Annotated in this window: 10 protein-coding genes; 5 read left to right on the top strand and 5 right to left on the bottom strand. The window is 60.0% G+C overall.

The features are described 5' to 3' along the window. A partial coding sequence (locus NKH38_RS07720; RefSeq protein ID WP_352904335.1) for a DUF5801 repeats-in-toxin domain-containing protein occupies nucleotides 1–4525 on the bottom strand: 4525 nt, incomplete at its 3' end. A 323-nt stretch (nucleotides 4526–4848) separates the two neighbouring features. On the opposite strand from NKH38_RS07720, the gene NKH38_RS07715 reads away from it, so the two are divergent. Further along, nucleotides 4849–5787 carry a transglutaminase-like cysteine peptidase gene (locus NKH38_RS07715; RefSeq protein WP_023696389.1) on the top strand — a complete coding sequence of 313 codons (939 nt, stop codon included), beginning with the start codon at nucleotides 4849–4851 and terminating at the stop codon, nucleotides 5785–5787. An 85-nt stretch (nucleotides 5788–5872) separates the two neighbouring features. Here NKH38_RS07715 and NKH38_RS07710 read toward each other — a convergent pair whose 3' ends face one another. The 4 genes from NKH38_RS07710 to NKH38_RS07695 are packed head-to-tail and all read right to left on the bottom strand — an operon-like array spanning nucleotide 5873 to nucleotide 11455. Beyond that, a complete protein-coding gene (locus tag NKH38_RS07710; RefSeq protein ID WP_023696388.1) occupies nucleotides 5873–6514 on the bottom strand; it encodes a ribbon-helix-helix domain-containing protein in 642 nt (213 codons plus the stop codon). Next, nucleotides 6504–7793, bottom strand: coding sequence for an HlyD family type I secretion periplasmic adaptor subunit (locus tag NKH38_RS07705; RefSeq protein WP_023738302.1), 1290 nt, complete (start codon nucleotides 7791–7793; stop codon nucleotides 6504–6506). The genes NKH38_RS07710 and NKH38_RS07705 overlap by 11 nt, the downstream gene beginning before the upstream one ends. 43 nt (nucleotides 7794–7836) lie before the next feature. Continuing rightward, the gene (locus NKH38_RS07700; RefSeq protein ID WP_023691465.1) at nucleotides 7837–9969 is read right to left on the bottom strand and encodes a type I secretion system permease/ATPase; all 2133 of its coding nucleotides are present in this window, start codon (nucleotides 9967–9969) and stop codon (nucleotides 7837–7839) included. Nucleotides 9970–10006: 37 nt separating this feature from the next. After that, nucleotides 10007–11455 (bottom strand): TolC family protein, encoded by a 1449-nt coding sequence (locus NKH38_RS07695; RefSeq protein WP_023681072.1) that lies wholly within the window; start codon nucleotides 11453–11455, stop codon nucleotides 10007–10009. Nucleotides 11456–13335: 1880 nt separating this feature from the next. On the opposite strand from NKH38_RS07695, the gene NKH38_RS07690 reads away from it, so the two are divergent. The 4 genes from NKH38_RS07690 to NKH38_RS07675 all read left to right on the top strand — a co-directional run bounded on the left by NKH38_RS07690 (nucleotide 13336) and on the right by NKH38_RS07675 (nucleotide 18312). Next, nucleotides 13336–14052 carry a pentapeptide repeat-containing protein gene (locus NKH38_RS07690; RefSeq protein ID WP_352761701.1) on the top strand — a complete coding sequence of 239 codons (717 nt, stop codon included), beginning with the start codon at nucleotides 13336–13338 and terminating at the stop codon, nucleotides 14050–14052. Between the two features lie 503 nt (nucleotides 14053–14555). After that, nucleotides 14556–15743: a magnesium transporter gene (locus NKH38_RS07685; RefSeq protein ID WP_352761702.1), complete on the top strand. Its 1188-nt coding sequence runs from the start codon at nucleotides 14556–14558 to the stop codon at nucleotides 15741–15743. A gap of 473 nt (nucleotides 15744–16216) precedes the next feature. Further along, nucleotides 16217–17491 carry a tetratricopeptide repeat protein gene (locus NKH38_RS07680; RefSeq protein WP_352761704.1) on the top strand — a complete coding sequence of 425 codons (1275 nt, stop codon included), beginning with the start codon at nucleotides 16217–16219 and terminating at the stop codon, nucleotides 17489–17491. Nucleotides 17492–17502: 11 nt separating this feature from the next. After that, nucleotides 17503–18312, top strand: a complete 810-nt coding sequence (locus NKH38_RS07675) for a FecR family protein (RefSeq protein WP_352761707.1) — start codon at nucleotides 17503–17505, stop codon at nucleotides 18310–18312. The last annotated feature ends 39 nt before the right edge of the window (nucleotides 18313–18351 follow it).

Genomic DNA, 18351 nt, shown 5'->3' with positions numbered 1-18351 from the left:
CCGCAAGGCCGGCTTCATAGACCAGGTCGTGCGCGCCGGCCGGGTTGCCCTGGTCGACGACGATCTGCGGCACGTCGTTGGTGCCGTTGATGGTGATGGTCAGGGACGCCAGAGCGGTATCGCCGTCGCCATCCGCCACAGCATAGTCGAAGCTCTCGGCCACGGTCTGGCCGGCATCCAACGCCTGTACCGCGGCATACCCGGCCGGGTTCTGGGCCTGGGTGTAGAGCACGTATGTGTAGCTGCCGTCGGCGCCCACCGTCAGCTCGCCGTAGGTTCCTGCTACATGATTGGCAACGGCACCGTCCCAGGTGATCGAGCCCAGGCCGTCAGTGCCGAGGTGATCCGCGTGGCCGTCGGTTGCGTTGGCGTCGGCGCCGCCGACCCCCGTGATCACATTGCCATCTGCAGTCAGCGGCCCATCTTCGGTGACCGAGTCCTGATCGTTGACCGCAACCGGACCGTCATCCTGGAATTCGATGCTCAAGGAGACATGGGATACGGCGGTGCTCGTGTCGCCATCGAAATCGGTGATCGTGGCCTTGACGTGCAGGTCGGCGGCGACGGTCGCGATGTCGTCAAAGGCTGCCGCGCTTGACCCGTCGACATTGTGGGCGATCGGTTGATATTGCCCGATCCACACCGCTCCGGTCGGGTCGACATAGACCTTGAACACGTCGACGCCGTTGGCAGAACCAACCAGAACGCCGTCCGAATTCGTCGAGAGCATGATCGCCGAGCCGTCGAGTGTCTTCAGGCCCGAATCGACATTTGCCAGCGGGTTGCCGTTCGCATCGGTAACCGCAAACGAGAATGTCGCATCGTCATCGGCGCCAACCGAGGCATTGAACAGGCCGAGCGCACTGGCTGATGACTTTGCGTAGCCGAGCGCGTCTGGCTCCGTTACCAGCGCGGGCGGGGGGAGCGCGGTGTCATCCGCGGAATTGGGGTCGGCGGCGTTGTTGACGCCGGCTGACTCGTCGTGGCTGACCCGGAAGACTTCGGTTTGCGTGGTGACCGTCGTGACCTTGGCTTCGATGCCGAAGATCTTGAACGGGTTGCCGCCGGTCAAGGTGGTATCCGTTGTCCCGTTATTGTCGGAATCGAATTTGAAACTGTCGTAGTTGCCCACATTGAGCTGGTCGAACGGGGTGCTGCCGATGACCTCGACAGTCGCACCATCGGGCACGCCGGCGAAGGCATAGCCCACCTGCACGCCGCCTTCGAAGACAGCCGTGCCGGCGGTCAGCACACCGTTAATGTTCACGGTGAACGGTTCGAATGTGCCACCGTCCTTGGCGCCGATGAACATCACGGCGGCTTCGACACCCTGGGCTTCCGCAACATCGATCGTGAACTTGACCGAGGCGACATCGTACGAGCCGCTGTCGCTGACGCTTGGCGGATTCGGACCGTTGGGTGTGATCACAAGATCATTGACGAAGTCCATCGTCACGATTTCGGGGCCGGTCAAATGCGGATGGGTTTCGTATCCGTCGATGATCTGGCCGTCGCCGACGCCGATCTTGGTGCCGGTGGTGTTGACGGAATTGTCGCCTTCGTTGATGTCGATGCCGCTGAGCTTGATGTCGTGATTGCCGGCGCCATCCATGCCGCGAACATCGGTGTTGCCGGCCTGCAGCGTGTAGACGATCGTTTCGGTCGTGGTTGTGGTCGTCGTGCCGGCATCCCGCGCGACGATCTGCGGAACGTCGTCGAGCACCTGGACCTTGAATGTACCAGCCGCCAGTCCGATGGTATCGCCGTCACCGTCCATGGCGATGACGAAGGCCGAAAGATCGATACCGCCATTGGCAAGCGTATTTTCGGTGTTGTCGCCCGGGAGCGTATCCAGAGTCGGATGATCGATCTGATCGATCAGGGTGAAGACATAGGAGCCGTCCGCACCGACGGTCAGGGTGAAAACAGGACGATCCGTGCCCGCCTGATAGCCGGCGCCGGCGCCTACATCGACATAGCCGGTCAGGGTCGTGCCGTCGGAGACGATGAGGACGTTGCCGCCTTTCGAATCAAATCCCGAATCCGATGGGGTGGTTTGGGTGACAAGGCCGAAGGCCGAGCTCGCATTCGGGCCGTCAGAGCCGAAGTCGACGATTGCATTCAATGCGCCGGCAGCACCGATGGCAACAGCGGAGTTTGTTCCGGTCACTTCGCCGTCCGACTGAGGATTGTCGGCATTTCCGGTGGACTGGCTGTTGTGCAGACCGTCTTCGTCGACATTCGCGGTGACCTGGGCGGTGCCAGTAACCTTCGGCCCGTCATCGTCGAAGGAGAATGCGGAGCCTTGGCCGTTGATCAGGTCGACGGTCGCCTTCTCTGTGATGGTGTCGCCGTCGCCATCCTGGCGCGTTACCTCATATTGCAGCTGAACCTGGCCGCCATTGGTCAGCGACAGATTGAGTTCGGAATCGAACTTGTTGCCGTCGGCGCCATGGTTAAGTGCCTCATAGAGCGTGGTCTGCAGCTGCTCGGCGCCAGGCGCCCCGGTGATCGCGATGGTCAGAACCTGATCGCCATGCGTGTCGCGGCCGACGATCACTCCTCCTTCGAGGAAGAGCGTGACGGCGCCGCCGTCGGTGGCGGTGAGATTCGTGGCAAGGCCACCGGCCGGAATGCCGGTAAAGCTCAGATTCCCGGTAACGGTACCAGGACCGTCCGAACCATAGCTGCCGCCGACAGTGAACAGATTGGTCAGTCCGCCTGCTACCGCGGTGTTGGCCTGCGCCAAGCCCGGACCGGCATCATCCGTGTTGGCGTTGCCGCCGGCATCTTCGGTCTCGCCGATAGCGCCATTGTAGCGATCCGCGCCAACCGTCTCGTCGAGTTCGACGGAAAGCAGGCCAGCGGCTCCATCGTGGGCGCCAACCGTAAGGCTTGGCCCGTCATCGTCGAAGGAGAATGCGGAGCCTTGGCCGTTGATCAGGTCGACGGTCGCCTTCTCGGTAATGGTGTCGCCGTCGCCGTCCTGGCGCGTTACCTCATATTGCAGCTGAACCTGGCCGCCATTGGTCAGCGACAGATTGAGTTCGGAATCGAACTTGTTGCCGTCGGCGCCATGGTTGAGCGCTTCGTAGAGCGTGGTCTGCAACTGCTCTGCGCCGGGCGCGCCGGTGATCGCAATGGTCAGGACCTGATCACCCTGCGTGTCGCGGCCGACAATCACTCCTCCTTCGAGGAAGAGCGTAACGGCGCCGCCGTCGGTGGCAGTGAGATTCGTGGCAAGGCCACCGACTGGAATGCCGGTGAATGCCAACTGCCCGGTCGTGCTGCCCGGTCCGTCTGCACCGTAGACGCCGCCAACGGCGAATAGCGAAGAAAGGCCACCCGCCAGGCCGGTCGTCACCTGGGCCAGGCCAACCCCGTCATCGGTGTTGGCGTTGCCGCCGGCATCTTCAGTCTCGCCGCTATTGTAGCGGTCGCCGCCGACCGTCTCGTCGAGTTCGACTGAAAGCAACTGTGCCGCTTGCGCGGTTGCCTGGACCGAAAGCGTTGGGCCGTCATCCAGCACACCGATATTGAGGGTCGCGGTGGCAGGATCATTATCTGTGTCTGTAACCACGACGGCAAAGCTGTCGGAAACCCCCTCGGTCGTTCCAGTCGATGGGTTGTCGTGATGATCAAGAGTGTTGTCGGCAAGGGTATAAACCCAGCTATAGCCGTTCGTCGGATTGCCGGTGACCACGAGCGTGCCGTATTGCCCGGCAACGCTGCCGCCGTTGGTCACGTCCACACCGTCAATGACAAGCGTCCCGATGCCATCACCCGAGACGATGTTGAAGGTCCCTGAAACCTGCTCGGCGGTGCTGGCCGGATCCGTCCCGTCGGAAAGCGCGGCCTCGTTGACGACAAATCCGGAGCCAATGTCGATTGTCGGCGTCGTATCTTCTTCCCTGACCCCGATCGTCAGCTCACGCGGCTCCAGCCGTCCAAATTGCAGGTCCGTCGGCGGCAACAATGCGGAAAGATCGAAGCCGTCGCCGATACCGCCTGGGGGAATGGTGAAGTCGCCGCCGGCACTGCCTGGGGCGCCGCCCGGGCCGGCCGAGATCGAACCATCGGCACCGAAGGCGACATCGACGTGGCTCGCTTCAAGAGCGGCCAGCAAGGCCACGCGCGGAACTTCGACATCACCGATGATGAAGGTCGGCACGTTGAGCGCGCCATCCTTGATGAGGATGACTGAACCGTCGGCCTGTTCCAGCAACAGATTGTGGCCGTCCACCTTGATGTTGTCGATGGAGACGTCCGCCGGAAGTTTCACGATGTTGCTGGCGTCGGCCACGTATTCATGCGGCGCGGCTGCCGCCGGCGCTTTCGCCTCCGCGGGTGCTGCCGGCTGAACGGGTGCGCCACTGCCGACATCGACCGGCACCGGCTCGGCAGGCGCCGCCTGAGCGGCCTGCGCTACCTGGATGCCTGCCTGCGATGGCGAGCCGCCATGTTCATGTGAAGAGTGCTCGTCCCAAGAATTCGAGACGGTATCCAAATCGTTACTGGTCGTCATCGCCAAACCCCTCCGGCATTTCCCGGATAGAGACAGTGACGACTTCTGCTTTGCAACTGTCCCGCAATCAATTTCATATATCCCGGTATGCAAGTCTCGGCATTTTTTACGTGTGGTAAACCCGGAAGATATAATCTGATATACATTGGCCGCGCCGCGCTTCGTTTGATATCCGCCGGCTGAGCTGGATTGGTAAACAGAAGTATAAATTTGAATAAAGTTTTACACAAAATAGGTATTCCCGATTGAAGGAAACTTATCCACCTTCCTTTCCAGTAATTTGAGACAAGATTGGTACCGTCCACAGTCAAGAGGTGGGCGTCATGAAAAAAGAAAAATCTGCCCTGGGAATAACCGGGCTCAGGCTCCTCCTGCTGGCAATGGCGATCGCAAGCCTGCCGCAGCCATCATCCGCGAAAGCAATTGCCGTGAATGCCGGCGCTGCCGCTGGAGTTCTGGCGGCGGTCGAAACCCCGTCCAGTCTCGGCGGCGTTTCGCTGGCTCGGCCGCAGCCATGGCAGCCGGTTTCAGCCTACCGGATCGGCATGATTTTCAGCAGCTCTGTTGCCGTTGATGAAAAGCGTGGTTCTTCGATCGCGCCGCCCGCCGCCGGGATCGACCTGATCCAGACGGCGGCGATCATTCCCGGCGTGTTCGGTTCTGTTGCCCTGTCGATGCGCAATTTCCCGGTTTCGGCGCGCTGGGCGCCGGTCTACAAGGCAATTGTCGACTGTACCGCGAGCAGCGCGTGCGAACGCAAGAACAGCGCCTTTGCCGAGATAGTCAAGGCAGCCGGGAACAAGCGCTTCATCGACAAGTTGTCCTTCGTCAACTCAAGTATAAATCGCGCCATCGCCTACAAGAAGGACAGCGTGGTTTACGGCAAGCTCGACTACTGGGCCAAGCCCCGGGAAATCCTTGAGCGGCGGGCAGGGGACTGCGAGGATTTCGCCATCCTCAAGATGGCCGCGCTGCTGCATGCAGGCATCCCGGCGCAGAGCATGTCGCTGGTCGTCTTGCAGGATCGCAAGCGCGGTTTCTTTCATGCCGTGCTGTCGGTCAGCACCGGCAGCGGCGTCTTCATTCTCGACAGCCTGAGCAACGTCGTTTCGCGCGACACAGACCTGCCGACCTACGTACCGCTCTATTCGTTCAGCACGGATCGCGCGTGGATCCATGGCGCGAAGACCGGTTCTGCTCAAATAGCCGATATCAAGGGCGGCCTTTCGACGGTCGCGCCTGGTGAAGGTGTGCAGCCGTAAGCTTCCGTCAGAGAGTCTTGAGCGCTCTATCTCTTGTTTGACGCAATTTTCGACGGAAACCGCTCACATTTTTCCCGGAATTGCTCTAGCCGCCGAAGACGAACGCCATCAGCAGTTCCGGCTCGACCACCGGCGCCCGCACCGCGCTCAGTTGACCGCGGTAGCGGCGCTCGCCGGCGCCTATGACGAAACCGGTCGCGACCGGCGTCTCGCCATTGGCGTCGAGCCTGGCGAATATGTCGGCGACATTGAGGTCCAGTGCCAGCTTGAGATCCTGGCGCGCGTCCTCGTTCGGCGCCACCGGCAATTGCCGCCGCACCAACTGCTGGAACGGCGCATTGAAGGTCAGGATCTTCTTCGACGACGCCAGGGCAAAGGCCGGCGAGGGACAGGCGACGAGAATGGCGTTGATGGTCTTGATCGACGCGAGCCTCTGCAAGGTGACGTTCTGGTCGGCCAGTCCACGCATGCAGGCTACGCGGATTGCCGATGTCAGGTTTCCGGCGTTGGCGTGGCTCTCTGCAATTTCCTCGATCAGCGTGCCGATGGTGCATTTGCGGCTTTCCGCCATTTGCTTCAGCGAAGTCCAGAACGCCCTCTCCAGACGAATGCCGCGGCGCGTGCCGCCACGCGCCACAACCCGGAACTCGAGACCGAAATCCTCACTCGCCAGCGGTGGCAGCAGCCGGTCGCGATCGACCGGGCGGGAGATCGCACTATCGCTCACTCATTGCCTCCTCCCGCGCCTTGTTGATCGGCTTCAGAAGGTAAGTGAGGATCGTTTTGCGTCCGGTCTTGATGTCGACCGAACAGATCATGCCGGGGATGATCGAATAGGTCTTGCCGTCGCGCGTCAGGGTCGATTTGTCGGTGGCGACACGCACCTGATAGTACGGTTCGCCGGTCTTCTGGTCGACAAGGCTGTCGGCAGTGATGTTCGACACCTTGCCTTCGATGCCGCCGAAGATCGAGAAGTCATAGGCGGTCACCTTGATCAGGGCATCCTGGCCCGGCCGGATGAATGCGACGTCCCGCGGTGAAACCCGGGCTTCGACCAGCAGGGTCTCGGACGTCGGCACTATACCCGCGACGACCGCGCCGGGCTGGACGAAGGCGCCGACCGTGTTGATGTCAAGCGTGTTGACGATACCATCGACAGGCGAACGGATATCGGTACGCGCCACCTTGTCGGTGGCACCGCGTATCGTCTCGTCCACCACCGAGAGATCGGCCAGCGCCTGCGTCAGATCGCTGAGCGCTTCCTGTTGCAGCTGCAGGCCGAGTTCGTCGACCTGAAGCTTGGCTTCCGTGATGGCAGACCTGGCTTTCTTGATGGTCTCTCCGGCAAGCGTCAGCTGACCATTGAGCTCGGTCTGCTCGCGCTCGACGCGGAGCTGCTCGGTTCGCGCCATCAGGCCTTTCTTGACCATCGCTTCGACCAGCTTCGCCTCCTGGTCGCTGACAGCCAGGTTCTTGGTGAGGCGATCGGCATTGGCGTTGGCTTCGTCGAGTTCCTTCTCACGCTGATCGAGGCGCGACTTGAGAACCGACAGTTTGACTTCGAAGTTGTCGCGCCGCGCTATCAGCAGCTTCTGCTCGTTGTCGCAGATTTCCGGCGCCACCTTCTGAATCTCGGGCGGGCAGGGAAACGCGCCCTCTAGACTTCCGGTCTGTTCGAATTTGAGCCGTGCAATGCGCGTCTGCAATGCCCGCGCCTTAGCCTGCTGCTCTCCAAGGCTGGAAGTGTTGAAGGTGTTGTCGAGACGAATGATGAGGTCATTCTTCTTGACGACCTGACCGATCGTCACGGCGATTTCCTGAACCACGCCCGGCTCGCTGGCCTGGATGATCTGGGTCTTCGACGCCGGTATGATCTTGCCGTCGCCGCGTGCGATTTCATCGACCTCGGCGAAGGATGCCCAGGCTACCGAACTCGCAAAAAGCGCTCCGATAATGAATATCGAAGCCGACGCAAAAAGCGGCGGACGGTCTTCCCTGGCTAGCATTTACCACGTCCCAACGTGCTGTGTTCACGCATAATTCTGTTCGTCAGGCGCTTGTTTTCTGCAGCGCTTGTATCACCTGGTCTTTCGGTCCATCGGCAACGATCTTGCCCTGCTCGATGACGATCAGGCGGTCGGCCAGCTCGAGCATGCTGAAGCGGTGCGTCGATACGATCAGGGTCGTGTTGCGATCGAAAGCCACTTTGAGCTGCTTGATCAGCTGGCGCTCGGAAGCCAGATCCATCGAGCCGGACGGCTCGTCCAGGAACACGATTTTCGGTTTGGTCAGCAACAGGCGGGCAATTGCCATTGTCTGCCTCTGACCGCCCGAGAGATTGGTGCCGCGCTCGCCGACATTCATGTCGTAGCCTCGCGGATGGCGGGAGACGAAGTCGTCGACGCCGGCAGCCTTGGCCGCCTCGACGATCTGCTCATCGGTCGCCTCCGGGCACGCCATCAGGAGATTTTCCTTGATGGTGCCGGAAAATAGATCGTTGGCTTGCGCGACGATCCCGACCGCGGCGCGAACCTCCGATGGGTGGTATTGGCGGATGTCGATCCCGTCCAGCAGCAGCTCGCCGGAGGTCGGCAGGAAAAGCCTGCCGATCAGCCTCCCCATGGTCGTCTTTCCCGAGCCTATGCGGCCGATGATGCCAATCCGCTCACCGGGCTTCACCGAGAAATTCAGGCCGGTCAGCACTTCGTTTTCGGAACCCGGGTAGACAAAGCCGACATTCCTGAATGCCATTGCACCGTTGCGAATGGGGCGGTTGACGAAACCAACCGTGTCCGGCCGATCCTCAGGCTGCGCCATGATCGAATTCACCATTCGCAGGGACAGCATCGCCTGGCGAAGTCTGGACAAGGTGATCGCAATCTGCCCAAGCGGGGCCACCGCCCGGCCTGCCAGCATGACGGTGCCGATGATGGCGCCGGTCGAGACATGCCCTTCCGAAAAGGCATAGGCGCCGGCCACGATCAAAGCGACGGTGACCATCTGCTGGATGGCTTGGGTTATATTGCCGGCGGCAGCCGAAAGCTGTTTGATCTTCTCGGACGTGTTGGATGCGTTCTTGGAATGCTCCGCCCATTTTCGCAGAAGGTAAGCCTCTGCGCGCAGCGATTTGATCGTTTCCAGCGTGGAGATGGATTCCACCAGCAGGGCCTGGCGCTGCGAAGCCTCGTTCATGGAAGCGGCAACGCGTTTGCCGATGCGCCGTTGCGTGATCAGCCCGACGATCACCGAGGCCACAAAGGCAATGGCCGGTATGACGACCAGCCAACCGCCTATCGCATAGATGACAAGAAGAAAGACGAAGACGAAGGCCGTGTCGATGAAGACGCTGATGGTGTTCGACGTGAAAAACTCGCGCACGAACTCGTACTGGGTCACCCGATTTGCATATTCGCCGGTTGAGCCGGGCCTTGCCGACAAGGACGAATTCAGCACCTTCTCGAACAGCATATAGGAGATGCGAAGATCGGCCTTGCGCCCGGCATAGTCGATCAGTGACGCTCTGGCGGTCTTCAAGAGCAGGTCGAACAGAATGACCGCGCCGATCCCGATCGACAGCACCCAGAGCGTCGATATCGCCTTGTTCGGCAAGATCCTGTCGTAGACGTTCATGGTGAAGATCGGTGAGGCAAGAGCCAGCAGATTGATGAATACCGCCGACAGGATGACCTTCGAATAGGTGCGCCAGAACGGCCCCATCGTGCCGGTCAGCCAATGTCGCCGCTCGATCTTGGCCGCCGAACCGACGCTCATCGCCTCTACTGCGTTGGCATAGGTTATCGAGAACGAAACGCCGCCACTAATATAACTTCCGGAAAACTCGGATTTGCTGATTGTCGTGCGGCCGTCTTCCTGGGGAGCGGTCGTAAATCCACCGTCCTCGGTCTGGGCAAGCAGCGCTACAGGCAACTGGCTGACGCGAAACAGAATGGCGGGAAGGTCGATGCGTCCGCGAAGAAAGTCGCGATGGCTGAATTCCGTGATTTCAAGACCGATGCGTTCGGCAAGATGCCGGATGGCGTCGATATCGATGCGGGTGTCTGACAGCGGCACGCCGGCAAACAGCACGGTCTCGGAACTCGGCCTGCCCAGGTACCCGGCAACAGCGGAGAAGCAGGCCTTGAACGCCTCTTTTGGGGAGAGGATTTTGGGTTGTGGGTTCACGATCGGCCCGCAGGACTATCGTTCGTCCTTGACCTTCCTACTTCTTTCTTACCGGTGCGAGGATGTCGAAAGGCAGATCGTTCGTCTGTTCCGACGGCGTGCGCGCATAGGTTTCGGTGTCGGCCGTTTCAGGCGCATTGAACTCGGCCTTGGCATAGGCGGTGGCCTGTTTTGCCGGCTGAAGATTCATGGTCTTCAGCAACTGCCCGGTTGCCGCCAGCAGCCGGTACTGCGCGAAAAGCGACGCGTAGGATGCGGTGTCGGCAAGCGTGGCTGTGTTGAACCGCGTGTTCTGCGCGTCGAGCACGTCGAGCAGCGAGCGCTGTCCGACCTTGAACTGCTCGCGATAGGACGCCACCAGCCTTTCGTTGGCGGCAGCCTGAAGCTTCAATGTCTTTGCCAGATCGGCCTGCCGGAAGCGGCGATCCCATGACGTACGGACGGCTTCCTCGATCTCGCGCAGAACCTGGTGCAGCACAAGGCGCTGCTCGCTGGTGCGGCGGACCTGCTCTTGCTCGTTGGCTTTGTCGATGCCGCCGCGATAGAGGTTCCAGCGCAGCACCAGCCGCGCCTGCAGGTCGCTGGCGTCGCCATCGTCGCCGTCGATGTCATAGCCGCCGCGGGCGCGGCCTTCGGCGATGACGGAGGGCCCGAATTTCGCCCGCGCCGCATCCACCAGGGAGGCGGCGGCGTCGATATCGCTGTTGGCCATGTGGACGCGCGGATTGTTCTGTCGCGCCAGCCCTAGCGCGTCGTCGAGCGACCTTGGCAGCGCGCTCGAGACATCGCCTGGCCTTGACGCGTTGGTCAGCGGCTTACCGACCGTCTTGAAGAACCGTATCTTGGAAGCCTCCAGTTCTTCGGTCGCCTCCTGCATACGTGCCTTGGCAGCGAACAGCCGCTCCTCGGCCTGCTGGCGATCAGCCTCGTTCAACGCGCCGCCTGCAATACCTTGCCGGATGTCGCCGAGGATTGCCTGGTGAAAGCCCAGATTCTTCTTCGCTTCCGAAACGATCGAAGCCTGCAGCATGTATTCGAGATAGTCCTGGACGACAGACAGTCCAATGAATTCAGACCGTTCCAGCACCCGGAACGATGCGCCGTCGACCCGCGACGCCTGACGGTTCAGTTCCGCCCGCCTTGCGCCGCTGTCATAAAGCGTCTGCGTGACAACGACATCGGCTTCCGCCGGATAGAGCGCGTCATCCTCTATGGACAGCGAACGCCGGGAGGAATTGTCGAGACGACGAACCCCCGCCGACGCCTCGACATCGACGCTGGGAAGATAAAGTCCCTTCGCTTGGCGTAGCTCGAATTCGATTGCTTCGCGGTTTTCGATCGCTTGGCCAATTTCGGGGTTGGACTCCACCGCAACCGCCATCGCCTCCTGGAGAGTGAGCGCGTGAGCATTCCCACAACTCAATATGGCGACCGTCGTCAGCAGGCCGAGGCGCTTGCCTATCGCCGACATAGATGTCGTATTCATTTCACCCCACCCCAACGTTCCCCTGCGCCATTATTGCCAGGCGTTACAACTCAACCGTGATTGTTCACAAATTTGCAAAATATGGGAGCACTTATTGATTTAGTGACCGCTAAAACGCTGAATTCAAGCAAAATTCTATAGAATGTCGCAAAAATGGCACATAAAATACCCACTCCGGTTTTTGGGTAACAGCCGTCCGAGTTTGAACAGGCAAGCGAAACCGCTCCGGGAAGGAGGACCGCAAGGCCACCTTATGACCTATTTGCTCCTGATGGCTTGACTATTTCTGGGTGTACTTTTTCAGCGAGGTGACCGACAACATCTTGGTTGGCAGCTACAATCGGGAGGATAATCTTAGCCCGCTTGCCAAGAGCCTGGAAAGGACACCCCTGCCTTTCTTCGACCTGAAGCGTGGGCATAAATCCCTGAGCCGGCGAATAAACGCCGACGACTGCTTCACTGGCCGGCGTGCCAGCATAGGGCTCGTATGACGGCCGATCAACGACTGGGTCAACCGAAGAGGTGACGGTACTTTTTGAGGCGGTTCGGTAGGCCATCGAATGCCGCAAGGTCCAAAAATCCCTCGATTGATCCCGATAGCTGGTGAAACCTCAAAATATTTCTTGTGGCGATTTTCCGTTAAAATCAAAAGCGTAATTTTTTTGACGGTTCTAGTGTCGGCCTTTCGCAGCTCAGAAAAAATTTGACTTGTAACGAGTCATACGCTGTTTAAAATGCGGAACGAAGTGGTCGGTAGTGCCACCACTTTGCGGGACGACATACGAGAGTTGCAGGACGAGCGGTCAAACATCGAGGGGCCGCCGGCTCGTTAGATACCACTACTCGTTCCTCCGCGCCATTCCAACAGGCTGAACTTCGAGGCAAGTGAGCCCGTCCTGGTCCGGCGCCTCGACTCGTAAATCCATTCCACCGATTACAACTGCCTGCAAGCTGCCGCTTGTTTGTTACTTCCCAAGTCTCATCGGCCATATCGAGGCGTTAGACCGTCAGCTGGTCGCGCGCTGTTGCCACAGCTGCCGATCTGCAACCGCCCCCATTTCCGCCGTTCTGGACCCTGTCCCCCAACGTTTGCAAAACGAGGTCAGCTATGGTCGGCAGTTTGGGGGTCGCGGGAGCATACGGAATGATACGGGAACCTTTCAGATTTTGGCCCACCAAAAATTCAGCAAAATCAACAATTTCCGTTCGCCTTCGGGCCCACCAATAACTCACGGCTTAAGCCGAACTCTTTGTTTTGTGAATTGAGCGTTTTCCCGAAAGTATGGGCCTTTGGATCGACATAGTCGTCAGTCCGTTCGTCGATTCACCTTCTGGGATGCCACCTGTCACACGTAACCCAAGAATTTCAGCTTCGAAAGACTTCCAGCGATTCGTGCGGCAATCGGCGGCTACGACGTGCAACAGGATGGGTTCACACGACTGATGGCTCAAACCACGGGAAGGCGCTCGTTGACAGTCACTATGGTTGTCACGGCCTCACGCTTCAGGCTGTCGCTCTCCGCCCCGCCGGCGCTGGGAGGGTCACCACCGAACTTTGGATGGTGTCTCTGGCCGGGGGATATCCAGGTTTCTATGAAATCCAACGGATCTACGCTCCCCGTCATTTCCTTCGCGAGCGTCAGAAGCTCCTCCAGGCGCTGCTCACGCTCCTCGTTCGTGCACTTGAGGCGCTCATGCGCATCCGCGAAAAAGCACTCTACCGTCAAAGCCTTTCCCCACCTCTCGATAATTTCGCAAGCTGCTGCTGGCTATCGGCAGATCGTTGATGCGCAACTGTGACGGCGGTCGTTACCGTGGCTCGAGTGTCAGCAGATGTGGTAAGGTTGATTGTCGGCGAGTAGCAGAGGGGTCCAGCAACAATGACTTTGAGACGAACCAGAGCTTACGGCGGATCCGGCTTGGTTCTGGCGGTTTGCACTGTATTTGCTTGGCAAAACGCCACCGCCGCTCAAGATTGCTACGCAGCCGCGACGCCTGGCGTCAATTGGCAGGAGTGTGACAAAAAGCTTCTCATCCTGGAAGGACAGGACCTGAGCGGGGCAAACCTGTTCGGTGTTGATTTCACTTCGACCGACCTCAGGAACAGCAATCTCCTTGCGGCAAATTTTGAGAAGGCAACGCTTGTGCGCGCTTCCCTGGCCGGCTCGACCGCCAAAGGCGCCCGGTTCGACAAAATCGAGGCGTACAGGACCGACTTCAGCCAGATGGACGCGCAGGGCGCTGTGTTTACGGGCGCGGAAGTGCAGCGCTCGAATTTCCAGAACGCCAATCTGGTCAATGTTGATTTCACAAAGGCGGAATTGGGGCGTGCGCAGTTCCATGACGCCGATATCAGCGGCAGCCACTTTTCGTTTGCCAATCTCGCGCGGGCGGACTTCCGAGGAGCGAAGTTCACCGCACCGATAGACTTTGAGGGCGCTTTTTTCTTTCTGACCCGTATCGAGGGCCTCGATCTGTCCAACTCGGCGGGTCTGTCCCAGTGGCAGCTCAACATGGCTTGCGGGGACGCCCGGACCGAGTTGCCTTCTGGCATGACGAGGCCAGAAAATTGGCCCTGTCAATTCCAGCAGGAATAGCCCGCCCGTCCGCTTCCCGCCAAAGGCTGCCGGGCGGCAAAGCGCCTCAATTCAGTCCTCGGCCGGGGGTCAAAGCACGACACTGCGGGACATTTCCGGCAATCTCATTTACCGGCGAACGACAACGACCAAATGGAGGACGGATGCCCAAGGTCAAAGGTAGTACCGCTCTGGACAAGGAGCGCGCCAAAACAGAGAAGCTCCTCAAAAAGGTTGGATACACAGCCTTGAAGGAGGCCGGTGTGGTATCCAAGCGACCCGACCTCCCAAATCTAAAGATTGAAAAGCGAGGGAAGTAGCGCGGACACTCCCATGCTGACCTGACCGAAGGCACGCCCAAAATGTAGACGTCTGCTTTGCCTTCTCAAGCTAGGAGTGTGCAGGCGGCGCTTGCGACAACCACAAAGCGGACTGCTGGGGCCGGAAGAAGCTGTCGTATTTCCGCCCCGGTGCGGTCCGATACTTCACAACTTTTTCTCTTTCCAATTGGGGGGCCATAGCAAATGAACGAAGAGACCGGCGTTCAGAAGTTGGTGCGCACGCTGCGTGCTCGAGCACCTGATGACGCAGCTGAATTGCTCGCTAGAGAGTCTCCCGAGTTCATCCGCGACACACTAAAGCTGTTGCCGGACGGGCACGCCCGTAAGGTGGCCGAGCATTTGCCACTGCATATGCGGCCCATCAGCTCTCATGACGGTGAGATGGGTTTCGCGATCCCCGAGTCGCTCGTCGACGTGATGGACCCGATCCCCGCCAGCGTTCCTGTCGGGACGACGGTTGCTGCCGCGGTGGAAGCTGTCAGAGGCGCCCAGGTGCCGACCGAGCTCACTTATCTCTACGTCACGGACAAGGGCAATAAACTGGTTGGCCTGGCGGTCCTGCGCGATCTGATGCTGAGCGAACCGGACGCGGTTGTCGATCACATCATGCTGCCCAGGCCGTTCGCTCTTGATGTCGGTCTCTCTTTGAGTAACGCATGCAAGGCGGCGGTACGGCGTCACTATCCTGTCTATCCGGTGGTGGATGCGGAGAACCGGCTGCTCGGGCAGGTTCGCGGCTGGCGCTTGTTCGAGCAGCAAATCATCGAGATTTCCGCCCAGTCTGGCCAGATGGTCGGCCTCCAGAAGGAGGAGCGCTCTTTTACGCCGCTGTTTTCAGCCTTCCTGAAGCGCCATCCGTGGCTGCAGTTGAATCTCCTGACGGCCTTCATGGCCGCATTCGTGGTCAGTTCGTTCACAGGCACGATCGAGAAGATCGTCGCCCTGGCGGCGTTCCTCCCGGTCTTGGCCGGGCAGAGCGGAAACACCGGCTGCCAGGCACTGGCTATGACGCTGCGCGGCCTTGCCCTAGGGGATGTGGACAAACGACCGAAGCTGCACTTGGTGATGAGAGAGGGCGCGCTCGCGGTCGCTAACGGCGCGCTCGTCGGCGTTGTTGCGGCTGCGGCGATGTGGTTCTATGCCTCGAGGCGACCGGAGTCGGCGGCACAGGCACCGATGCTGGCACTTGTGATCTTGCTTGCCATGTCCGGATCGTGCCTCATGTCCGGCATCTCCGGCGTGCTGATCCCGTTGGGCCTGCGCCGGGTAGGCGCCGATCCGGCGGTCGCCTCGGCGATCTTCCTCACCACCGTGACCGATATTGTAGGCATGGGCCTGATGCTGGGGCTGGCCACCATGCTCGTGCTGTAGCAAGCTGCGTGCGGTGACGCGTCCCTGGGCGTTGAGGCAATGAGCTGACCTCGCGTTCAAAGAAATTGCAAGACCCGGGCCGAATCGCACACGCCTCGTGAGAAGCACCTCCGGCAGCTCTCCGCCCCTTGCGAAACGCGACGGAAGGCCTTTGGAGAAGCCGTGGGTGGCCTTGAAGCCTGGTGACCAGATACGCAGGATCGCCCTCCCAATATTAATCTTGTCGGCTGTGCGATCCACTACTGATGAGATTTGAGTTGTTACGCCTTCGGCCAAATACTTCAATTATGTGCAGCAATGTTGAGAAGAATTTTTGATAATCAGCGGAGCCGAAACAGGAATAAACCCGATATCTTGTTGCGCAGCTGCAACAGCTGCTGAGACTCGCATAAGTCCGGCGACCGTTCAGTCGCCTTTTTCTTGCAGTCGTGCTAAATCCCTCGCACTAGTCGGGTTTGGGGTGGGTTCTCGGCATGCAATCTTCGTTTCGAACGATCTTCGGCGTCGCCGCAGCGCTGCTTTGTGCCGGCGTGTTGCCGGCCGGCGCACAAGGTCTTTTTGGGGCCTATGACGATGCGTTTGCGGCCCGCATCGCCAGTCCGGCCGACAATGGAACGCTCGCCCAATTCGTCACGGTTGCGGTCAACGCTGGACAGTACGATCAGGCGATCTCCTCGATCGAGCAGTATCTAATCCAGTACCCCCGCGATGCGCGCGCCCGGCTTGCGGCCAGCCGGTTGTATTACCATGTCGGGTCCTATGAATTGGCCCGGCGGCAGGTGCAGTACGGCATCGAAGTCGGGGGTCTGACCGCAAGTGAGCAACAGGAAGCTGTTCGCCTGCTCGCCCGCATCGAGCGCGCGTTGCGTGGCGTCACCTGGGAACTCGCCCTGACCGGCGGCGTATTCAGCGCATTCACCGATTTTGAGCCAGGCGGGGCGCAGGACGACGACAGCTTCGTCTCGCCTTACGGGCAGGCGGAAGGTTTTGTGCGGTGGGACCTCGGCACGCCAAGTGCCGACGCGCTCGTTCTTTCGGGGTCGTTGACCGCGACTGAGCGTCTTTTCACGGAAGACCTGTCTGTTCCGGGTGGCGAGAAGACTTTTATCCACGGCAACGCAGCGATTACCTGGGACAAGGGACTGCCCAACAGCGGGATCGATTCGCTGCGCCTGCTGCTTTCCGCGTTCACCGTTACGGATCGTTTCGACAGCGACATTTACGAAACCGGTATCGGCCTCGGTGGACGTTTCGTCGTTCGCCCGACGGTCGAGACGACGCTCTTCGCCGGTGGCGGCTACATCGATCTAAGCGCCTCGCAAGGCATTTTCGCGGATAGCAGGGTCTTCTATGAGGCAGGCGGCAGCTACCGCTTCCGCAATGGCCAGGCGCTCGGCTTGCGCTTTGTCGGCTCGAATGACTTCGCTTCCGGATCGGGCGAAATCAGCCGCAGCTATACGGGCGAGGTCCGCTATGGCGGCCTGTTGATGAACGTACCGGATTTTTTCGCATGGTCGCACCAGATCGCCTTATCGGCCGGCCACAGCGACACTCCCGATCTGTCCGTCGGCATCGGCACAAATATCAAGAGCGACTTCTGGCGCATTGCCTCGGAAAGCGATTTTCAGCTGACGGAAGCGCAGAAGATCAGCGTTGATCTCGCCTATCGTAAAACCAACTTCGCCCTCGCCAACCGCGACCGAAAATCGTTCGAAATGCTCATGAGCTATACGTTGACGCTCAATTGAAAGAGGCCGCGATGAGGTATCATCAGATCGTCATTTTTATCGCCTGCCTCGCCTTCGCGGCACCATCCGCCGCTGAGACGGTCGGGTCGATGACGGCCTATCAGACCATCATCGTCCGCAATAACGGCGGGACGATGAACGTTGGCGCCGGCGTCGAACTCGGCGACCAGTTGCGCAGCAATCCCACCGGTCTCGGAATGCTGGTGTTCCGGGATGAATCGAGCGCCAAGATTGGTCCAAACACCAGCCTGACGATCGATGAGTTCGTCTACAATCCGGGCTCCGGGTCGGGAAAGATCGACATCGGGATGAACAGCGGCCTGGCCCGTTTTTATGGCGGCCAGGTTTCGAAAGGGGGCGTCATGCAGGTTGCGACGCCGCACATGGTGCTCGGAGCGAGAGGCGGCATCATCGAAGTGCTGGTGGCAGCCGGCCAGACCGTCGGCATATTGCGCGCCGGCCGTATGACCTGCACGATCAATGGCAAACGGCTGGTCATCACGAACCCGGGCTACGCCTGCACGTCGGACGATGGCAAGCTTCTGGCCGGCTACGGCGGCATCGACGCCTTCCCGATCTTGGACAGTTTCGACCGGATAGCGGGAACCGGCCTGCCGGGCGCACCGGGTCCTGGGTTGGACGTAAGCGCAATTTGCACGTCGGCTCTAGGCTCCTCGCTCAAAGTCTGCGGGTCCAGGGACGGCGCACTGCCAGGAGTGGTCATGGAATTCCCTGACAGCCCAACGCCACCTGCGGGCAGCGGGGGCCGGCGGGGCGAGTGTGAGGGTGAGGGTTGCTGCTACTACTACAACTGCGATTAGGCCTGGCTGCACGAGATGAGCCACTCGGTCGGTAGGCGC

The organism is Mesorhizobium sp. M1078 (assembly GCF_040318615.1).
Classification (GTDB): domain Bacteria; phylum Pseudomonadota; class Alphaproteobacteria; order Rhizobiales; family Rhizobiaceae; genus Mesorhizobium.
Note: the sequence above shows the minus strand (reverse complement) of the source record. Positions and strands in the feature narration are given on the sequence as shown.

Bases quoted from the DNA above. Each gene is read 5' to 3' on its own strand.
- NKH38_RS07695 (WP_023681072.1), bottom strand. From the start codon at position 11,455: ATGAATACGACATCTATGTCGGCGATAGGCAAGCGCCTCGGCCTGCTG.
- NKH38_RS07685 (WP_352761702.1), top strand. From the start codon at position 14,556: ATGAACGAAGAGACCGGCGTTCAGAAGTTGGTGCGCACGCTGCGTGCT.
- NKH38_RS07715 (WP_023696389.1), top strand. From the start codon at position 4,849: ATGAAAAAAGAAAAATCTGCCCTGGGAATAACCGGGCTCAGGCTCCTC.
- NKH38_RS07690 (WP_352761701.1), top strand. From the start codon at position 13,336: ATGACTTTGAGACGAACCAGAGCTTACGGCGGATCCGGCTTGGTTCTG.
- NKH38_RS07680 (WP_352761704.1), top strand. From the start codon at position 16,217: ATGCAATCTTCGTTTCGAACGATCTTCGGCGTCGCCGCAGCGCTGCTT.
- NKH38_RS07675 (WP_352761707.1), top strand. From the start codon at position 17,503: ATGAGGTATCATCAGATCGTCATTTTTATCGCCTGCCTCGCCTTCGCG.
- NKH38_RS07705 (WP_023738302.1), bottom strand. From the start codon at position 7,793: ATGCTAGCCAGGGAAGACCGTCCGCCGCTTTTTGCGTCGGCTTCGATA.